This window comes from Aquiflexum sp. (assembly GCF_041751335.1).
Classification (GTDB): domain Bacteria; phylum Bacteroidota; class Bacteroidia; order Cytophagales; family Cyclobacteriaceae; genus Aquiflexum.
In genome coordinates this window covers 1-18,453 of sequence record NZ_JBGSXS010000228.1, presented here as the reverse complement: position 1 = coordinate 18,453, position 18,453 = coordinate 1, and the positions used below count along the sequence as shown (strand labels likewise).

Sequence of the window (18,453 nt, the reverse complement as noted above, 5' to 3'; positions counted from 1 at the left end):
ATTGGGAAGCTCCAAATTGGAAACATCATCACAACATCCCGGCATGGGGGTATTGGATTCACAGCAGGTTTTGTATTCAGAAAAAACATTGAACCTTTGGAAGTCATCACCACAAAAATGCATGGAATAGCTCAACCCTGCGTTGAAAAACACATAGAAAACTAGGTGCGCTATTTTGACAAAAGACTTCACAATTGGTATTTACGGATCAAAGGTAATGAAGTTCATTGGATTAAATGTATAGAATTTTTGTGGGAGTTTCAAAAATTATACTGAAACCTCAAAAGCCAATGTCTTGCCGAACCGTCAGAAATGATAGTGGAATGCTCCATATCTCCAGAAGTCCCTATATAATGTACTTCCCTTCTTACAAAATCATGGTTCCCCTTCAGAAAGCTATATTGGAACATTACTTCTATTTTCCTAAAAACCCTGTATCCAATACCCAGTCCCCCTTCAAAATAAGTATTTGTCCTTCTTTCATTATTTATGCTTTGGTTCGTTTCAGTACCCTTTAGGCCGATATGCCTGTTGAAAGAGGTTGCAAAACCTACAAAAGGTTGAATATTAAGCCTGTTGATAAATTCAGAATATGGACTTAATGGATCAAATTTATAGCCTAACCGAATAGGAATGGTTAAAAATCTTTGAGGATTACTCAAAGTTTCAAAAAAAAAGTTCTGACCGGGTTCCGGCTTAAAATTCAAACTTTCACCGTATGAAAACATATAAAACCCCGACTCTATAAATAAGCTATTCTCAAATAAATACTTCCCAAATACTCCATAAGACAGGTGGCTAAATCCATCCGGCAAGATCAAATTGCCGGGATCATTGTATTTAAAAAACTCCTTTCTGGAAATCATATCAAGCCCTAATGACAATTGGGCTATGGATTTTCCTGAAACAAGAAACAAAACTAGAAATATTGATATTTTAAACCTTTCCATATTTCAGATATTTCTCAGACAACTTCATATACCAAAATTCTATAATCTTGTTTTAATTAATAAGGGCTATAATCCTACCAATCTAACGCTTGCCTGCCTGTTACCATCTTTCACATATGAGCATATTTCAAAAGATGGAACCGTATAGCCTTTTGTCCATTTTAAATCCCCGGGATTGCAACCCCCGAATCCACCACCATAATAGCATTTGACTTTTACAGTTCCAGCTTGCCAATCTAGAACTCTTTTTATCTTATTGGTATTATTTCTTTCTATTGGATTTTCAGTTTCTATTATACCTTCATGATAATTGTCCAAAAAATCTTTGAGTTTAAGCTCTATTTTATATCGCAAAGTCAAAAAATCTGCATTTCTGGCAAACCAAATACCAAGAGCTCTTCCTTGATACCTAGTACTTACGCCAAACGACGCATAAATTTGAAAATCTTGGTTCCAAAATTTAACCTTCAACCTTCTATGAGTGTCTGTATTCTTACTACATGTCTCAGTTGTACCAAAAATATTTGAAGAGTTTCCAACACAAATTGTAGGATCTAGGTAAATTGTAGTAAAGCAACCATCATTATAAACCGGAGGAGAAGAGGGAGGACTATAACCACCCCCACCATCGCAATTTGTTGGCTGTAAATAATAAACATCTTCTGCAACTAACATAATGGGTTCATCACCTCCACAAGGTAATTCAATCATTAGATTTAAGAGATTACCAAAAAAATCTTCTGCTTTATTTCTATATTCAGGCTTATAACTAAAAACTCCATGATCAGTGATTCTAAAAACCATATCTTCAATCATCAATTCTCTTTTTTCATTTAAAATTGAAGCAAAATATGGATCATAAACTAGTTCATCTTCATCTTCTTCATCCCCGTCATCACTTCCAGATTGCCTAAAAAAAGAATTATCAGACTTATCTCTATTCAGTAAAGAATTGAATCCCTTTAATGCAAATATTTGTTCTTGGAAATCCTCAACACTCTTCTCAAGATTATTTTGCATAAAGTTTTCAAATTGGTCACTATCAGAAAATTTTAATGAACCATCAAAAATTTCAGGCAAAAAATCTGTATTCAGTTGTTCATTATCTAAATATATTTCTTCATTTATCGAACAAGAAATAATCATAATTAAAGATAAGTAGACAATTCTACAATTTTTCAAAAATTTCATGAGGAATAAAACTTTATTTCGAAAGCCTGTTAATCTGCTAAAATAAGTATAAAATATTTCCATAATTATAAAATTTAGAGGTTAAATGATAAATGAAATTAAAAGAAAAAAAATAATGATCCAAATTAACTTCACGGTGGTTAACAGAAGCTTATTTATATTGTACTATTCCAATAGCTATTTTTAAAATCATATTCTAAAATTAATTTTACCCCTCCCCGAATCAAACTATTTTTTAGGTGAAATATAGAAAATCCAAAGAATAAACTTTTTTTCTAGTTTTTAAATAAAAATCTGAGTACAATTTTTATTTCTTTATACTCTTGTAAAAAATGATTAGCATTAATTAAACTCCGGTTTAAAAATTTCCACTTTGCTGGGATAACCTCCCTGCATGAAAACTATTTCCATAAAAACAGCTTAATTTATAAAGAAACTATTATTATTTTTTGCTTATCTTATTAAGCAATTATTTTGATTAAAGATTTTTATATTAAGCATATTTACATATTTTTGCTTATCATAATAAGCGATATCATGGAATCCATAGATGAAAAATTTTTAAAGAAGGTTGATGCTAAATCACTGGACTTTGTCCGCAGCATGATCGATAAGATCCGCTGGGAGGCAAGGTTGATCGGTATCAAAGGGCCAAGGGGAGTTGGGAAAACCACCCTGCTGCTTCAATACATCAAGAAAAACCTGCCCATTGACCATAACACTTTATACGTGAGTTTGGACAATATCTGGTTTGCACAGAACAGTTTGGTGGACATGGTGGATCATTTTGTCAAAAGAGGAGGAAAATACTTATTCCTGGACGAAGTACACAAATACCCCAATTGGTCCATCGAAATCAAAAACATCTACGATGATTTTCCTGAGTTGAAGGTTGTGTTTACCGGTTCCTCCATGCTGGAAATCCTGAATGCCCGCGCAGACCTCAGCCGAAGGGCTGTGATTTACCACATGCAGGGATTGTCTTTCAGGGAGTTTCTGGCCATCAGGACGGGAAATGAATTTCCTATACACAGCTTGGAAGAGCTGATTGAAAACCATGTATCCATTGCAAGGGAAGTCTTGCAAAAGGTAAAACCTTTGGAGCATTTTAGTGCATACCTGAACCATGGATACTTCCCCTTCTTTCAGGAGGTGCCGGATCTTTACCACCAGCGTTTGGAGGAAGTGGTGAATATGACCTTGGAGATCGAGTTGCCGCTGCTGCGGAGTGTGGACATTTCCTATATCCCCAAGTTGAAGCATTTGCTGCATATCATTTCGGAGTCGGTGCCATTTATTCCAAATGTAACCAAGCTTAGCGAGCGCATAGGAATCAACCGGAACACTTTGGTGAGCTACCTTTTTTTCCTGCAAGAGGCACATTTGACCAAAAACCTCTACAAAGACATCAAGGGAATTACCCAAATGCAAAAGCCTGAAAAAATCTACCTGGAAAACACCAACTTTCAGTTTGCTTTCACACCGAAAAATGCAGACTTGGGTAACTTGAGAGAGACATTCTTTATCAATCAGCTTTCCAATTCCCATATAGTGGAGTATGTGAAGGACGGTGATTTCAGGATTGATGGAAAGTACATCTTTGAAGTAGGTGGCAAAAACAAAACCGCCGAGCAGATTCAAGGAATCAAAAACAGCTTTATTGCTGCGGATGACATCGAATACGGCAATCCCAAGAAGATTCCGCTGTGGTTGTTTGGATTTATGTATTGATTCAGGTATTTGGAACAAATTGGTTCCCAGATGCCTGAATTTCTATAAAAATGTTTTGAAAGATTTCACCTAAAAAACTCACACCTTATCCCTAGTTGGACCGCAAGTCTTTGGGATTTTCTGGTAAAATCCAGATAGTCGTTGTCGATACTAATATTATTGGTGAAATATCTCATATACCTTAGCCCTCCAAAAAGAATGAGGTCTCTCTTTTTGCTGACATTAAAGTTACCGTTTAGACCCACAAAGGCATTTTGATAGTTTAATTTAAAACTATCCCCCTGTCCATCATGCTTGATAGATAAAAAACCATATCCCAATTGAGGCTCAATCCCAAACCTTTCACTGAAAAAGTATTGATAGTAAAGAAAAAAGCCTGAATCCCTGAATTTGCTATACAAGAAGTCACTACCAAGAATTTCTGTTTCTTTAATTTTAGCACTGCTTTTTCCCAAATAGGCTCCAAATCCTACAAAATCCTTTAACCCAAATCTCGTTTCCAAGATATATCCCGGTCTGTGGTCATAATGTTCTGACAGAAAATTATTTCCTAAAAATGGAGCGTATTGGGTTTGTACCCCTAATGAAAAAATTGAAATCTCATCTCTATCAGAATATTCATAACGCATACCTTGGGCATGGATAAACTGGGTAACAAAACAACCCAATAAAAGAAAAGTAATTATTGAGTTTTTCATGGATTTACAATCTGAATGTTTTTGACAGTCTTAGCAAATTGCCCGGTATCTTGATCCCTTTCAAACAATATATAATTTCTTTCCACTAAAGTCCCTTTTTCCATATACCTAAACAGGGTATTGTTGTCTGTGTAAACAAGAAATCTGGTATATTTTTTATCAGGGTGGACGAATTTAAAATTTCCGGAACTATCAGTTTTTCCCAACCTTATCCTTCTCGATACCGCATTCTCAAGGCTATCATATTGAAATCTGTCCTGCTGTGACTCAGAAAATAAATTGTCCTTGGGCTCCTGTCCAAGTATCAGATCAAAACCTGGAATCTCCTGATTGTTCTTATCGGTTATTTTTCCATGTAATGTGATAAAAGCATTGTCCTCATATATATCTATACATTGGAAAGCATAAAAAATATTGCTTACCATCATAACCATGCTCAATGTCCCAAAAGATTTTTTCATGAAGTAAAGAAAACTAAAAACGAAGGACTTACCAAAATAAATCTCCCTGGAACAGAAAATATTTTCATCAATTATTTGCACAATTCTTAGTTTTCGATATCTTCGCCCATCACCCAAACATTATCTATCTCATGTTAAAGTACAAAAACAACCTTCTATTGTTGGTCATATTGTTGTCCATCAGTTTTGGAATTTCAGCACAAACCCCAGTCGAAATTGACATACAAGCAGCTGCCCAAGCTTATTTCAATGCCAAGTTATGTGAGGATTATGAAACATTGGTAGGATTTACCTATCCTGATGTAGTTGAAAAAGCAGGAGGTCCGGAAAATGTAAAAAGTGCATTGGTCCTGATCCATGATACCCAAAATAAAAAAGGAATGCTCCTACAGCAGTACAAAATCAAACCACCCTTACAACTGACAAAAACTGGCGAAGAAACCCATGCCATAGTCCCTGTCACCACTATTTCAAAAGTTCCGGGAGGAAAAGTGACCACTGATGTTCATATCATAGCCGTTGGAACTGAAAATAATAACAGATGGTACATTATTGAAACTACTTCCCTTGATGATAGCAACGTGTCAAAAGTTCTGGCCAGTTGGGACAATACTATGATGCTTCCTTACAAAAAAGCGCCAATATTCAAGGAAGATCGATGATTTTGAATATGAAGCTGTCACAAATGTTTATATACTCTTTCTAAAATCAAATGAAGTATTGAGCAAACCTTAGTAGGATTGTTTAATAGAACGCTGATCAGGCTGATTTTGCAGATGCCCACAGGTAAAAAATCCGTGAAAATCTGCTCTATCAGCGTCATCAGCGTTCAACTCATTATGACAGCCTCATTATAAATTCCTAATTTTCCATTTTGCTTTTAAATAGCCCCAAATCACTTTGGGGCTCATTCCTTTTTTCCTCTGGAAGCCTCCATCATATCCCACATCTCCTGAGGTATCAGGTCCAGATTATTGAACTCACCCGCTCCTTTGAGCCACTCTCCACCATCAATGGTTATCACTTCTCCATTTACATACGCTGAGTAATCAGATACCAAGTAAGCCGCTATGTTGGCCAACTCCTGATGGTCACCTACTCTTCCAACAGGCACTTTTTTAGCGGGATCAAACTTTTTGACAAGGTCTCCGGGCAGTAATCTACTCCAGGCACCCTCAGTAGGAAAAGGTCCAGGGGCAATGGCATTTGACCTGATTTTATATTTGGCCCACTCTACTGCCAATGACCTGGTCATGGCCAAAACACCTGCTTTGGCAGCAGCACTCGGCACTACATAGCCCGAACCTGTCCAAGCATAAGTCGTCACGATATTCAAAAATGTCCCGGGTTGCTTTTCCTTGATCCAATGTTTCCCTGCGGTCATGGTCACATTGGCAGTTCCCTTCAAAACAATATCCAAAACAGTATTGAATGCATTGGTTGATAGTCTTTCTGTTGGACTGATAAAATTGCCTGCTGCATTGTTAAGTACTACATCCACTTTTCCAAAATGGGCTACGGCATCGGCAAACATTTTTTCAACCTGATCTATTTCCCTAACATCGCAGGCCAATGGAAGCACTTTTCCTCCTGTCTCTGATTCCATTTCTTTGGCAGTACCTTCCAAAACATCCAACTTTCTGCTGGTAATGATGAGATTTGCACCTAATTTCAAAAAATACTGGCCCATGGACTTTCCAAGACCGGTACCTCCACCTGTTACAACTATGGTTTTTCCTTTCAATGCTCCTTCCCTGAGCATTCCTTCATTGTATAACATATTATTTGGGGTTTAATTACCGTTGAAGATAGGTAATACACCAAGTAAAAAAAAGTACCTGTGAAATCATTTTGGCATCATTTTAATTATCTGCCAAAGGGTATTAGATTTACAGCAACAATTGATCATGAAGAGCAAACATTGGTATTCCCTATATATTTTAGTATTTATCTCATCTTGTGCAGGTGATGTAGACAAGGTAATCACAACGGACCTACAAGCTGAGGGCAATGAAATCTTCCGGGTTTCATTGGCTTTGGAAGAATCACTATTTTTTGCATTTCGAACATTTGAAGATTTCAAAAAAACAGATACAATCCCATTACCCGGATGTCCGGAAATTATGGTGAATGAAGTTGAAAAAAAGGTCACACTTCAATTCAGTGCTCAAAGCCAATGCACCACCAACCATAATCTTTCGAGATCCGGTAAAATCAATATTAAATATATCACCACCAATGTATTGGAAACCGTCACAAGGTTGGAATATGAAGATTATAAGGTAAAAGGTTATGCTATTGAAGGCACTAGAGATTTCAAACAAATCAGGAGTCTTTTAAATCCCAATCGAAGAACAGAATCTTTCGAAGATATCCTGATCATCAATGAAACCGGGTCTTCGACAAGGCTGAAAGGAGAGGCTGTTCACAACCTGGTATTCGAAAATCAAATTCTGAAAGAATTCACATCATCAGGTAGTTTGGAAGGAAGAAATATTACAGGAAGGCCAATTAAGATGATCCAAACAAGCCCAAAACGGTATAATGCTTCATGTTTGGATTCTGGTTTTGTTATGCCTAGCCAAGGAGTAGAAAATTGGCAGATTTTTAGAAATGAAACCCAATCAGTATCACACAATGTAATCTATGAACAGGAAACTGATTGTATTAACAAGGCAACAATTACGCTTCAGGATGGTAGGGTGATGGTATTTAGGCAATGACAACTACATGAGATTGTTGAAAGGCATTTTCTTCGGGGGGAAAAAAAGCTGTTTTTAGATTAGTCAAAAAGTTCCAAAGGTATATTGGAATATATGATGTTTTCCTTTTTATGGGCTTCAAGTTGGAAAAAACCCGGATCCGTAGTAACAGCAGCAGATCCATCAAATGGATCTCCATTGCAATCCATCAAGTAAAACATCATTCCTCCACCAACTTTATTCATGAAATTTGTGTAAAACACAGTGTGGTTTTGATGTTTGACCATAGAGACAAATCCTATAAAACTTCCGTTATGTGCCTTGGTTAGCCTATCTTCTTCTACTTTTTGAAGCATTTCACTAAGCCAAGCTGCTGAAGACTGTCCACAAGCCTTTTGGGCACGCTGAACTGCCATTTCTATATTTAGAACATTCGAATTCAAATCTTCCTTATTCATGCAGCCGAAGCTGCATACCAGGACAAAAAGAAAATAAATAAATCCTTTCATAGCTCTCATTCTATTAATTGAAATTACAATTATTAATTGAAATTAAAACTATAATAGCGGTTAAACAAAAAAACTCCATTTCGTACTGAATGGAGTTTTTTGATTTAGAAATAAATGCTTTGGAAATGAACCAACAACTGTCCTACATACATTTTACAAATCCCTTTGGTAATCACAAAAGGTTAGACAAATCTAATCTAAATGATCAATCAAGCTTAATACCTGTAATATTCCGGCTTGTATGGTCCTTCCGGAGTTACCCCTATATATTCCGCCTGATCAGTCGAAAGTGTATCGAGCTCTACTCCCAATTTGGCCAAATGCAAAGCCGCTACTTTTTCGTCCAAATGTTTTGGCAATACATAAACACCCGGCTCATATTGGTCAGTATTCAACCAAAGCTCCAATTGCGCCAATGTCTGATTCGAAAAAGAATTGGACATGACAAATGAAGGGTGTCCTGTGGCACAGCCCAAGTTGACAAGTCTTCCCTCAGCCAGCACTATGATTTCTTTTCCATCCAGACTGTAAAGATCCACCTGTGGTTTGATCACATCTTTGGTCTGACCATATGTTTTGTTTAGCCAGGCCATATCGATTTCATTGTCAAAATGCCCGATGTTACAAACAATGGCTTTATCCTTCATCGCCAAAAAATGCTCCTTGGTAATAATATCTTTATTTCCGGTAGCGGTGACCACAATGTCTGCTTCTTTTACAGCATCAACCATTTTCTTCACTGCGAATCCATCCATTGCTGCCTGTAATGCACAGATTGGATCGATTTCAGTAACAATCACCCTAGCACCTGCACCTCTCAATGAAGCAGCTGAACCTTTTCCAACATCACCATAACCTGCCACAACGGCAACTTTCCCGGCCATCATGATGTCAGTAGCTCTTCGGATAGCATCCACCAGTGATTCTTTACATCCGTATTTGTTGTCAAATTTCGACTTGGTTACAGAATCATTCACATTGATGGCAGGCATAGGAAGCGTACCTTTTTTCATCCTTTCATAAAGCCTGTGTACACCTGTGGTAGTTTCCTCAGATAGGCCTTTGATACCTGCCACAAGCTCGGGATAGTTGTCCAACACCATATTGGTAAGGTCTCCTCCATCGTCAAGAATCATATTCAAAGGATTTTTTTCTTCTCCAAAGAAAATAGTCTGCTCGATACACCAATCAAACTCCTCAGCAGTCATCCCTTTCCAAGCATAAACCGCAACACCTGAAGCAGCAATTGCCGCAGCAGCGTGATCTTGGGTTGAAAAAATATTACAGGAAGACCAAGTTACCTCAGCACCTAATGCTGTTAAAGTTTCGATAAGGACAGCTGTCTGAATGGTCATGTGAAGGCAACCAGCAATTCTTGCACCCTTTAAAGGTTGGGAAGGTCCATATTCTTCTCTTATCGCCATAAGACCAGGCATTTCTGCTTCCGCCAATTTGATTTCTTTCCTCCCCCACTCTGCTAAGGAAATATCCTTCACTTTAAAAGGTGTGTATAATTTTGATTTGATTTCAGACATAATATGTATTCGTATGATTTATAATTTTATTTCAGAGATGCAAAATTAATCTAATTAGAGATATAAGGAAATTAATTCCCGAATAAGAACTTAACCTCTTTAAATGCATAATGTTGAAAATGACCATTTTCTTTTAGAATGATCAGTTTCCCTTCCTCAGTGATACCTTTGATTATCCCCTTGAAAATTTCTTTATCTTCAAAATTACTCCATTCATCAAACCTGAACAGCTTCGAAAGATACTCTTCTTTCAATTGCAATCTTTTTGCTTTTTTTAATTGGATATACCTATTTTCAATATGCTTTATTAAACCTCTAAATAATTCCCAAATATCGAAATCCTGTCCTGCTAGTTGTGTCAATGAACAAACATTGGGCATTGCAAAGTTGCGTTGATTGACATTAAGTCCAATACCAACTATTGATGATTCTAAGGTAGACTGACTAAGTGAATTTTCTATTAAAATCCCTCCCAATTTCCCATCAGTGATATGCACGATATCATTAGGCCATTTGATTTGAAAACCCTCAATGTATTCGGACAATAAATCCAAAATGGAAAGTGAAATGACAATATTTAAAAAAAACTGTTCTGAAGGAATGAGAAATTTTGGTTGAAGTACAAGGGAGAAAGTCAGGTTTTTGCCTTTCTCAGAAATCCATTGATTTCCTCTTTGACCTTTCCCTTTACTTTGATTATCGGTTATAACTATACTACCTTCGAAAACTTCCCCTTTTCTTAACCTATCCTGGGCTTCATCATTGGTAGAGTGACAGTCTGTCAGGTAAATGATATCTTTACCCAGAAAAAGCGTATTGGCAAGGATTTTATACATTTCAAATTACTTTATTTGCAATCCAATCAGGAATTAGATTTTGATTCTTAGTACATAAAGGTTTAAATTGTAAAAATACACTAAAAAATATATGACAGCAGAAGAGCTGAGCAAATTAATCGTAAAGGGAATGGAAGAAAAAAAGGCTTCCGATATCGTGGTAATGGACTTGAGAAAGGTAAAAAATTCATTTACTGACTTTTTTGTTATCTGTTCCGGTAATTCCGATACACAAATTGAAGCAATTTCTGATTCAATTGAAGAAGTTACTGAAAGGTTAAAAGAAAAACCTTTTAGAAGTGAAGGGAAAAACAATAAACAATGGATTTTGATTGATTATATCAATGTAGTGGCCCATGTTTTTCTTAAAGAAAAAAGAGAATTTTATGGACTTGAAGATCTATGGGGTGATGCGAAAGTTACAAGGATCGGATCATAATTTTGTTTTTGAACTTTAAAGACCTTAAATCGTTTTAAAAAAAAGCTTGACGAAAATATATAATGAGCGATACGAATAAAAGTAAAAGTAAAAACTTCCTTCCTAAAACTCCGCAGAAACCAAATTTTCAACTATGGTTGATCATTACGGCCGTGATTGTTTTGGTAGGAATCACTTGGTTTAATCAAAGAACCAATGTAATCAATATTACCAAAAGCAAGTTTGAGGATATGTATTTGGCCAATGATGTGGCCAAAGTAACCATCATCAGAAATCAAAATCGAATTGATGTTACGCTGAAAGAGTCAGCATTGGAAAATCAAAAATATAAAAACGAACTTGATTCCAATGGTCCATTTTTTAATCCTTTGGGTCCCCACTATTCTATAGAAGTGGCAAGTGCCGAGAAATTTGAAAAAGATTTTGAAGATCTTGAGAGCAGTGTCCCAGAAAATCAACGAATTGCCTATTCTGTAAAAAATGAGGAATCTTGGACTAATTGGTTTTCAAGTTTCGGATTTTTGATCATTTTATTCGTCTTCTTCTGGATCATGATGCGAAGAATGGCCGGTCCCAGTGGACCAGGTGGACAGATATTTAATGTCGGCAAATCAAAAGCGCAATTATTTGATGCAGAAAATAAAGTCAAAATAACCTTTGACAATGTGGCTGGTTTGGATGAAGCAAAAGAAGAAATTCAAGAAATTGTTGAATTCCTTAAAAACCCTTCAAAATTTACCAAATTGGGAGGAAAAATACCCAAAGGCGCATTGTTGGTAGGACCTCCTGGAACAGGCAAAACTCTTTTGGCCAAAGCTGTGGCAGGAGAAGCAGGAGTTCCATTCTTTACGCTTTCAGGTTCTGATTTTGTTGAAATGTTTGTCGGGGTAGGTGCCGCGAGAGTTAGGGATTTATTTAAGCAAGCCAAAGAAAAAGCGCCCTGTATCATTTTCATAGATGAGATTGATGCCATTGGTCGATCAAGAGGAAAAGGTCAAATGCCCGGGTCCAATGACGAAAGGGAAAACACACTGAACTCCTTGTTGGTTGAAATGGATGGTTTCGGAACCGATTCTGGAGTAATTGTACTAGCTGCTACCAATAGACCCGATGTTTTGGACAGCGCCTTATTAAGACCTGGAAGATTTGACAGACAAATCAGTATTGATAAGCCTGATATAGTAGGTAGAGAAGCTATTTTTAAAGTTCACTTGCAGCCCATAAAGACAGCAGATGATATTGATCCTAAAAAGATAGCTGCACAAACGCCTGGATTTGCGGGTGCTGAAATTGCCAACGTTTGTAATGAAGCAGCATTAATTGCCGCCCGGAGGAATAAAACTGCTGTAGACATGGAGGATTTTCAGGATGCAATTGACAGGGTTATTGGTGGTCTAGAAAAGAAAACAAAAATCATTTCTCCTGAAGAAAAGAAAATCGTAGCATTTCATGAAGCTGGTCACGCAGTAGCAGGTTGGTTCTTGGAACATGCGGATCCTTTAGTCAAGGTAAGTATTGTACCTAGAGGAATAGCGGCGTTAGGTTACGCACAATACCTTCCAAAAGAACAGTTTCTTTACCAAACCGAACAACTCATGGATGAGATGTGTATGACTTTGGGCGGAAGAGCTGCTGAGGAAATCATATTTGGAAAAATATCCACAGGAGCATTAAGTGATTTAGAAAGGGTAACCAAAATGGCTTATTCAATGGTATCTGTCTATGGTATGAATGACAAAATTGGAAACGTATCATTCTACGACAGTAAGTCCCAAGACTATAGAATGACAAAACCATATTCTGAAACCACGGCTGAAACTATCGATGAAGAAGTAAGAAAACTGGTGGCGTCTGCTTATGAAAGAACCAAAACCCTATTACGGAACAAGAAACCTGAAGTAGAAATATTGGCGAAAGAATTGCTGGAAAAGGAGATTTTATTCCAATCTGATTTAGAAAAATTGATAGGAAAAAGACCTTTTGCCAAGGAAACTACTTATGAGGCTTTTACCAAAAAAGTAGTAGAAAAAGAGGATGAAACTCCGACAGTTGAGGTAACTTCTGAAAATGGAAATGGTGATATTATTGAAAAAGAGCCCCAAAAAGTAGAGGATACCAAAGAATAAAATAAAATGTAAAAAAATGAAAAGCCTCCCAAACGGAGGCTTTTTCATTTTCATACTATCTTTGCTCAATCCAAAAAAATTATGAATATCAAACTTCATCAAAAGAAGATCTTTTTTGCTTCCGATTTCCATTTAGGTGCCCCAGATGATACTAGCAGTAAGGCTAGAGAGAATCGAATCATCAAATGGCTGGATTCAATCCAAAATGAATCAGCTGCAATTTTTCTTGTTGGAGATATATTTGACTTTTGGTTTGAATATGATAAAGTAATTCCCAAAGGATTTATCCGTTTCCTAGGCAAAATTTCGCAATTACGGGAAAGAGGTATTCCTATTTTCTTTTTCAATGGAAATCATGACCTGTGGATGGATGACTATTTCACACAAGAACTTGGTATTCCAGTCTTTGACCATCCCATTGAAGTCAATATTGAAAATAAAAAATTTTTAATTGGACATGGTGATGGACTGGGGCCCGGTGATAGACAATATAAAATTCTTAAGAAGATTTTTACAAATCCTGTCTGTCAATGGCTGTTCAAGTGGCTCCATCCTGACCTCGGGATTCGCTTGGCACAGAAATGGTCCAAAAGCAGCCGGATAACTAATTTACAAAACCATGACAATGAGTTTAAAGGAGAAAACGAGTGGATTTGGGCCTATTGTAAAAAAATTGATAAAAATCAGCACTTTGATTTTTATATATTTGGACATAGACACCTTCCTCTTGATCTTCCAGTAGGCAATTCATCTAGGTATTACAACCTGGGTGAATGGGTTCACCAATACACCTATGGCGTCTTTGACGGCAAATCATTTGAAATCAAAAAATTTGAAAATTGAAATCCATACTTCTCATATTGATGTTCCTCTGCCAAAGCCTTCAGTTATTTGGTCAGGTAGATGATTGGGGAATACCCAAAATCATTGACTTTCCCAGATTGGATAAAATTTCGCTGGATAATCAAGGGTTTATTTTCCTTGCCGACTTAGAAGGAAACCTCTATCAATACAGCAAAGAGGGAAAATTCCTGAATAATTTCTCCCCACCAAGACAGGGAAGCTTAAGTCAATTAGAAGCTTTTTGGACTGTTAATATTTTTACATTTTCTGCTGATTTACAGGAATACAGGATTTTGGACAGATTTATAAATCCTGTTTCAGAAAACAGGATTCCCATGAATCTGATTAACCTCGCCAAGGCTGCCACATTGGGTAACAACAATATCATTTGGGTATTTGATGAGACTGATTTATCTCTCAAGCAATTCGATTATCGGCGAAACAGGATTATCCAAAATCAGCCTTTAAATCTGATCATTGATCGTTCGTCGTTGGATATAGTGGATATCAAAGAATATCAAAACCTATTGTTTTTAAATATTAAGGATGAAGGTGTCTTTATCCTTGATAATCAAGGCAATTTCATTAAAAAACTGAATGCTAAGCCTATTCAAAAACTAGGATTTTGGAAAGGGTATCTGATTTATTTGGAGGACGATAAAATAGTGTTTTTAAATTTCCAATCTGAGAAAGTTGAATCAATAAATGTCCCATCAGGCATCAAAGCAAAAGGAATTTTAGTAAATCAAAATCAGGTTTATTTCTATGATGGTAATCAAGTTTGGATATTTGACAAATCAAAAACCCCAATTGAAGGAATATTCTGATCAAAAAAAGGCCATTGGAAAAAATCCCAATGACCTTTTAAAACTCAAATTTCTATTGCTATTAACCGATTTCAACCAATTTGATATCAAAAATCAAATCCTGACCTGCCAAAGGATGATTGGCATCCAAGGTTACTTTTTCTTCATCTACTAGGGCAACTTTCACAGGTACGGGCTGTCCTGCCTGATTTTGAAGTGACAATTCCATTCCTATTTCAGGATTGATATGAGGAGGGACTTGCTCTCTTGGAATTTCCAACATCATGTCTTCTCTCTTTTCTCCATATGCCTCGACACATGGAATTGTTATGCTTTTCTCTTCACCTACTCCCATACCAAATACTGCGGCATCAAATCCTTTGATCATATTTCCATCACCTAAAGTAAACCCAAGAGGATCTCTATTTTCGGATGAATCAAATACGGTTCCGTCTGTTAACCTTCCGGTGTAATGTACTTTAACGGCATTCCCTTTACTTGCTACTGACATATCAAATTATTTTTTGTTAAAGCGTCAAAGGTAATACATTTCATTTTGGATTGAAAACTTGTCCGTAATTGAGTCACTTCATGTCCGTTTTTAAAAACAACCTGTTCATTTATGAACATATTTTTGTTAGATTTATAGCAGAATCTTCCCTCAGAGTGGCTTTTGATTTATGGCACCATTTTGTCATTGAAGATCATATCAAAAAATCCAAAACCAATGGAAAACCAACAACTAGGAAAAATATTGATTATTGATGACAATGAAGACTTGCTCTTCGCTGCCAAAATGTTGTTAAAAAAACATGCGAAAGAAGTTAGTATTGAAAAAGACCCTCGAAGAATCCCTTTCCTGATCAATAACAACAGCTATGATGTCATTTTGCTTGATATGAATTTCACTGATGATACCACATCAGGGAAAGAAGGATTTCATTGGCTTAAACAAATAAAGGAAATTGATCCTAAGGCAGTGGTTATTCTTATAACAGCTTTTGGCGATGTTGAAATGGCAGTTCAGGCACTTAAAGAAGGAGCTACTGATTTTATCCTAAAACCATGGCAAAACGAAAAACTGTTGGCAACGCTTACCTCTGCTTCACGTCTGAAAGAAAGTTACAATCAGGTGGAAAAGCTTTCAACCAAACAGAAACAATTACAATCCGACCTTAAAAAGCCCTATGCGGATATTATTGGACAGAGTGCTTCGATGAAAAATATTTTTTCCATCATCGACAAAGTCGCCACGACCGATGCTAATATTTTGATTCTAGGTGAAAATGGCACAGGAAAAGAGCTAATTGCAAGGGCTATCCATGATAGGTCACATAGAAGGGATGAGATATTTGTGGGAGTGGATATGGGCGCTATCACAGAGTCTTTATTTGAAAGCGAGTTGTTTGGACACAAAAGGGGCTCGTTTACCGATGCCAAAGAAGACCGTGCAGGAAGATTTGAAATTGCGGATAAAGGGACCTTATTTTTGGATGAAATAGGAAATCTTAGCATGCCATTACAATCAAAACTATTGACCGTATTACAAAAAAGAGAAGTAACCAGAATCGGTACAAACAAATCCATACCCGTGGATATCAGATTGATCTGTGCCACCAATATGCATATCCACGACATGGTCATGGACAATACCTTCCGTCAGGATTTACTATACAGGATCAATACAGTGGAAATCTTCCTTCCGCCATTGAGAGAAAGACAGGATGACATACCCTTATTGGCCAATCATTTTCTAAAAAGCTATTCACAGAAATACAGGAAGGATTTCAAAGGATTTACACCTAATGCCATGCAATTGCTTCAAAAGTATAATTGGCCAGGGAATATCAGAGAATTGCAACATGCCATTGAAAGAACAATAATCATGGCCGAAGGTGATATGTTGGATAGCAGAGATTTCTTTTTTCTTTCAGCCAAGCCCTCCAATGAAAAGGCCGCAGTCCCGAATACATTCAACCTGGATGAGGTTGAAAAAAACTATATTCAAAAAGCAATTGATAAGAATGGAGGGAATATCTCCAAAGCGGCCAAAGAATTGGGATTGACAAGAGCCTCGCTTTATCGAAGATTAGAAAAATATGGATTATAAGGTTGGCTTATTAGGTAGAATCATTCTCCTGGCAATTTCACTTTTTTTGCTTGCCTATTTTATTCTTAATGGAACAGGGGTATTCGCCATATCCCTGTTCATCATTTTGATTTTAGCTCAGATAGTTTTTTTCCTTAGTTATGCAGAAAGCTCTTTCAAGAAGGTAAGGCAATTTCTAGATAACATCAAGCAGGATAATTACACAAATGTCTATCCCGTCAAATTTGATGGTACTGAAACAGATGATCTCCATATTGAATTCAACGCCATATTGGCAAAACTTCTGGAAGATCAGGCAGAAAAAGAAGCCAATTATCAATATTTCCGATCGGTCTTTCAACATCTGAGTATTGGTTTGATCACATTTGATGAAGATGGCAAAGTCCAGATTGTAAATACAGCTGCCAAAAGAATGATCAATATTCATCAACTGACCAATATAAAAGAGGTTGAAAAAATCAATAAAGAACTTCATCATGCCATTCATTCTCTCCGGACCGGGGGAAGTGAACTGATCAAAATTGCGCATCCCGACGGTATCATGCAGCTTTCAGTCTATGTGATTGAACTGGTGCTGAGAGATACCAAATTCAAATTGGTATCACTTCAGAATATTCAAAGTGAGTTGGAGGAAAAAGAAATGGAGGCATGGCAGAACCTGGTCCGGGTGTTGACCCACGAAATCATGAACAGCATCGCTCCTATTTCCTCTTTGGCATCTACAGTCAAAGGAGATATAGAATCCAAGATCGACATCAATGAACCTGTCAACCCAAGTGACCTGGAAGATTATTTGATGGCCATCAGTACCATTGAAAAAAGAAGCGAAGGCATGATCAATTTTGTGAGTGATTTCAGAAGTCTCGCCCATATCCCAACACCAAAATTCCAAACAATAAGGCTTAAGGGGCTTTTTGACCAATTGGAAACCTTGATGCAGCATCAGTTTGACACCAATCAGATTCAGCTCAAAAAACATATTGAACCAGATGATTTGATTCTCTTTGGAGATCAGACTTTAATTGAACAGGTTTTAATCAACCTGATACAAAATGCTATCCATGCTGTAGAGGACACAATAAGCAGAATTATTTCACTTGATGCTTTTATAGATGAATCCGGGAAAATAATCCTGGAAGTGACCGACAGCGGAAGGGGTATAGAAGAGGATGCTTTGCCAAAAATATTTATCCCATTCTTTACTACGAAAAAGAAAGGTTCAGGAATAGGCTTGAGTTTATCCAAGCAGATCATGCGCAGGCACAAAGGAAATATTCAGGTTAGATCTAAATTGGGGGAAGGAACAACCTTCAAATTGATATTCAATGCCTAAAAAACAATTGATTATTTTTTGGAATAAATAAAACCCGGTCCATCACAGGCAGCCCATGTGAAATTAGTGAGTTTTTTAGAATTATTGATATACATGAATTCCTGATTACCTTCCCCGCAATTGGCCACCAAGGCAAGGTTCGTGTCAAAAGTGAGAATGAGCTCGTATAAAAAGACAGAATTG

Annotated in this window: 18 protein-coding genes; 9 read left to right on the top strand and 9 right to left on the bottom strand. The window is 36.8% G+C overall.

What is annotated here, in order from left to right; translation table 11 throughout:
• Positions 1-260: 260 nt before the first annotated feature.
• Complete coding sequence (locus ACEW8U_RS12330) at positions 261-950, bottom strand: outer membrane beta-barrel protein (RefSeq protein WP_373522350.1); 690 nt, start codon at positions 948-950, stop codon at positions 261-263.
• Between the two features lie 66 nt (positions 951-1,016).
• Positions 1,017-2,204 carry a hypothetical protein gene (locus ACEW8U_RS12325; protein WP_373522349.1) on the bottom strand — a complete coding sequence of 396 codons (1,188 nt, stop codon included), beginning with the start codon at positions 2,202-2,204 and terminating at the stop codon, positions 1,017-1,019.
• 474 nt (positions 2,205-2,678) lie between these two features.
• Here ACEW8U_RS12325 and ACEW8U_RS12320 point away from each other — a divergent pair, with 474 nt between their 5' ends.
• The gene (locus ACEW8U_RS12320) at positions 2,679-3,872 is read left to right on the top strand and encodes an ATP-binding protein (protein ID WP_373522348.1); all 1,194 of its coding nucleotides are present in this window, start codon (positions 2,679-2,681) and stop codon (positions 3,870-3,872) included.
• Positions 3,873-3,937: 65 nt separating this feature from the next.
• Here the strand turns inward: ACEW8U_RS12320 and ACEW8U_RS12315 are convergent, their stop codons facing one another.
• Together ACEW8U_RS12315 and ACEW8U_RS12310 are read right to left on the bottom strand one after the other, a co-directional pair.
• Positions 3,938-4,570: a hypothetical protein gene (locus tag ACEW8U_RS12315; protein WP_373522347.1), complete on the bottom strand. Its 633-nt coding sequence runs from the start codon at positions 4,568-4,570 to the stop codon at positions 3,938-3,940.
• Positions 4,567-5,031, bottom strand: coding sequence for a hypothetical protein (locus ACEW8U_RS12310; RefSeq protein WP_373522346.1), 465 nt, complete (start codon positions 5,029-5,031; stop codon positions 4,567-4,569). Before ACEW8U_RS12310 ends, ACEW8U_RS12315 begins: the two co-directional genes overlap by 4 nt.
• Before the next feature lie 131 nt (positions 5,032-5,162).
• Here ACEW8U_RS12310 and ACEW8U_RS12305 point away from each other — a divergent pair, with 131 nt between their 5' ends.
• Positions 5,163-5,693 carry a hypothetical protein gene (locus ACEW8U_RS12305; RefSeq protein WP_373522345.1) on the top strand — a complete coding sequence of 177 codons (531 nt, stop codon included), beginning with the start codon at positions 5,163-5,165 and terminating at the stop codon, positions 5,691-5,693.
• Positions 5,694-5,938: 245 nt separating this feature from the next.
• Here ACEW8U_RS12305 and ACEW8U_RS12300 read toward each other — a convergent pair whose 3' ends face one another.
• Complete coding sequence (locus ACEW8U_RS12300) at positions 5,939-6,811, bottom strand: SDR family oxidoreductase (protein ID WP_373522344.1); 873 nt, start codon at positions 6,809-6,811, stop codon at positions 5,939-5,941.
• Positions 6,812-6,938: 127 nt separating this feature from the next.
• Here ACEW8U_RS12300 and ACEW8U_RS12295 point away from each other — a divergent pair, with 127 nt between their 5' ends.
• Complete coding sequence (locus tag ACEW8U_RS12295; protein ID WP_373522343.1) at positions 6,939-7,754, top strand: hypothetical protein; 816 nt, start codon at positions 6,939-6,941, stop codon at positions 7,752-7,754.
• A gap of 59 nt (positions 7,755-7,813) precedes the next feature.
• On the opposite strand, the gene ACEW8U_RS12290 is transcribed toward ACEW8U_RS12295, so the two are convergent.
• The 3 genes from ACEW8U_RS12290 to ACEW8U_RS12280 all read right to left on the bottom strand — a co-directional run bounded on the left by ACEW8U_RS12290 (position 7,814) and on the right by ACEW8U_RS12280 (position 10,613).
• Positions 7,814-8,191, bottom strand: a complete 378-nt coding sequence (locus ACEW8U_RS12290; RefSeq protein ID WP_373522342.1) for a hypothetical protein — start codon at positions 8,189-8,191, stop codon at positions 7,814-7,816.
• Positions 8,192-8,457: 266 nt separating this feature from the next.
• A complete protein-coding gene (ahcY, locus tag ACEW8U_RS12285; RefSeq protein ID WP_373522341.1) occupies positions 8,458-9,777 on the bottom strand; it encodes an adenosylhomocysteinase in 1,320 nt (439 codons plus the stop codon).
• A gap of 71 nt (positions 9,778-9,848) precedes the next feature.
• A complete protein-coding gene (locus tag ACEW8U_RS12280; protein WP_373522340.1) occupies positions 9,849-10,613 on the bottom strand; it encodes a biotin--[acetyl-CoA-carboxylase] ligase in 765 nt (254 codons plus the stop codon).
• Positions 10,614-10,704: 91 nt separating this feature from the next.
• Between ACEW8U_RS12280 and rsfS the strand changes: the two genes are divergently transcribed.
• The 4 genes from rsfS (at position 10,705) to ACEW8U_RS12260 (ending at position 14,848) form a co-directional block, all read left to right on the top strand.
• Positions 10,705-11,052, top strand: coding sequence for a ribosome silencing factor (rsfS, locus tag ACEW8U_RS12275; protein WP_373522339.1), 348 nt, complete (start codon positions 10,705-10,707; stop codon positions 11,050-11,052).
• Positions 11,053-11,114: 62 nt separating this feature from the next.
• Complete coding sequence (gene ftsH / locus ACEW8U_RS12270) at positions 11,115-13,178, top strand: ATP-dependent zinc metalloprotease FtsH (protein ID WP_373522338.1); 2,064 nt, start codon at positions 11,115-11,117, stop codon at positions 13,176-13,178.
• A gap of 81 nt (positions 13,179-13,259) precedes the next feature.
• Positions 13,260-14,021, top strand: a complete 762-nt coding sequence (locus tag ACEW8U_RS12265; RefSeq protein ID WP_373522337.1) for a UDP-2,3-diacylglucosamine diphosphatase — start codon at positions 13,260-13,262, stop codon at positions 14,019-14,021.
• Entirely contained in the window at positions 14,018-14,848 is an 831-nt protein-coding gene (locus tag ACEW8U_RS12260) for a hypothetical protein (protein WP_373522336.1), read from the top strand. Before ACEW8U_RS12265 ends, ACEW8U_RS12260 begins: the two co-directional genes overlap by 4 nt.
• Before the next feature lie 61 nt (positions 14,849-14,909).
• Here the strand turns inward: ACEW8U_RS12260 and ACEW8U_RS12255 are convergent, their stop codons facing one another.
• Positions 14,910-15,338, bottom strand: a complete 429-nt coding sequence (locus ACEW8U_RS12255; protein ID WP_373522335.1) for a peptidylprolyl isomerase — start codon at positions 15,336-15,338, stop codon at positions 14,910-14,912.
• Positions 15,339-15,554: 216 nt separating this feature from the next.
• Here ACEW8U_RS12255 and ACEW8U_RS12250 point away from each other — a divergent pair, with 216 nt between their 5' ends.
• Positions 15,555-16,937 carry a sigma-54-dependent transcriptional regulator gene (locus tag ACEW8U_RS12250; RefSeq protein WP_373522334.1) on the top strand — a complete coding sequence of 461 codons (1,383 nt, stop codon included), beginning with the start codon at positions 15,555-15,557 and terminating at the stop codon, positions 16,935-16,937.
• Positions 16,927-18,270: a PAS domain-containing sensor histidine kinase gene (locus tag ACEW8U_RS12245; protein WP_373522333.1), complete on the top strand. Its 1,344-nt coding sequence runs from the start codon at positions 16,927-16,929 to the stop codon at positions 18,268-18,270. The genes ACEW8U_RS12250 and ACEW8U_RS12245 overlap by 11 nt, the downstream gene beginning before the upstream one ends.
• Positions 18,271-18,453 lie beyond the last annotated feature (183 nt).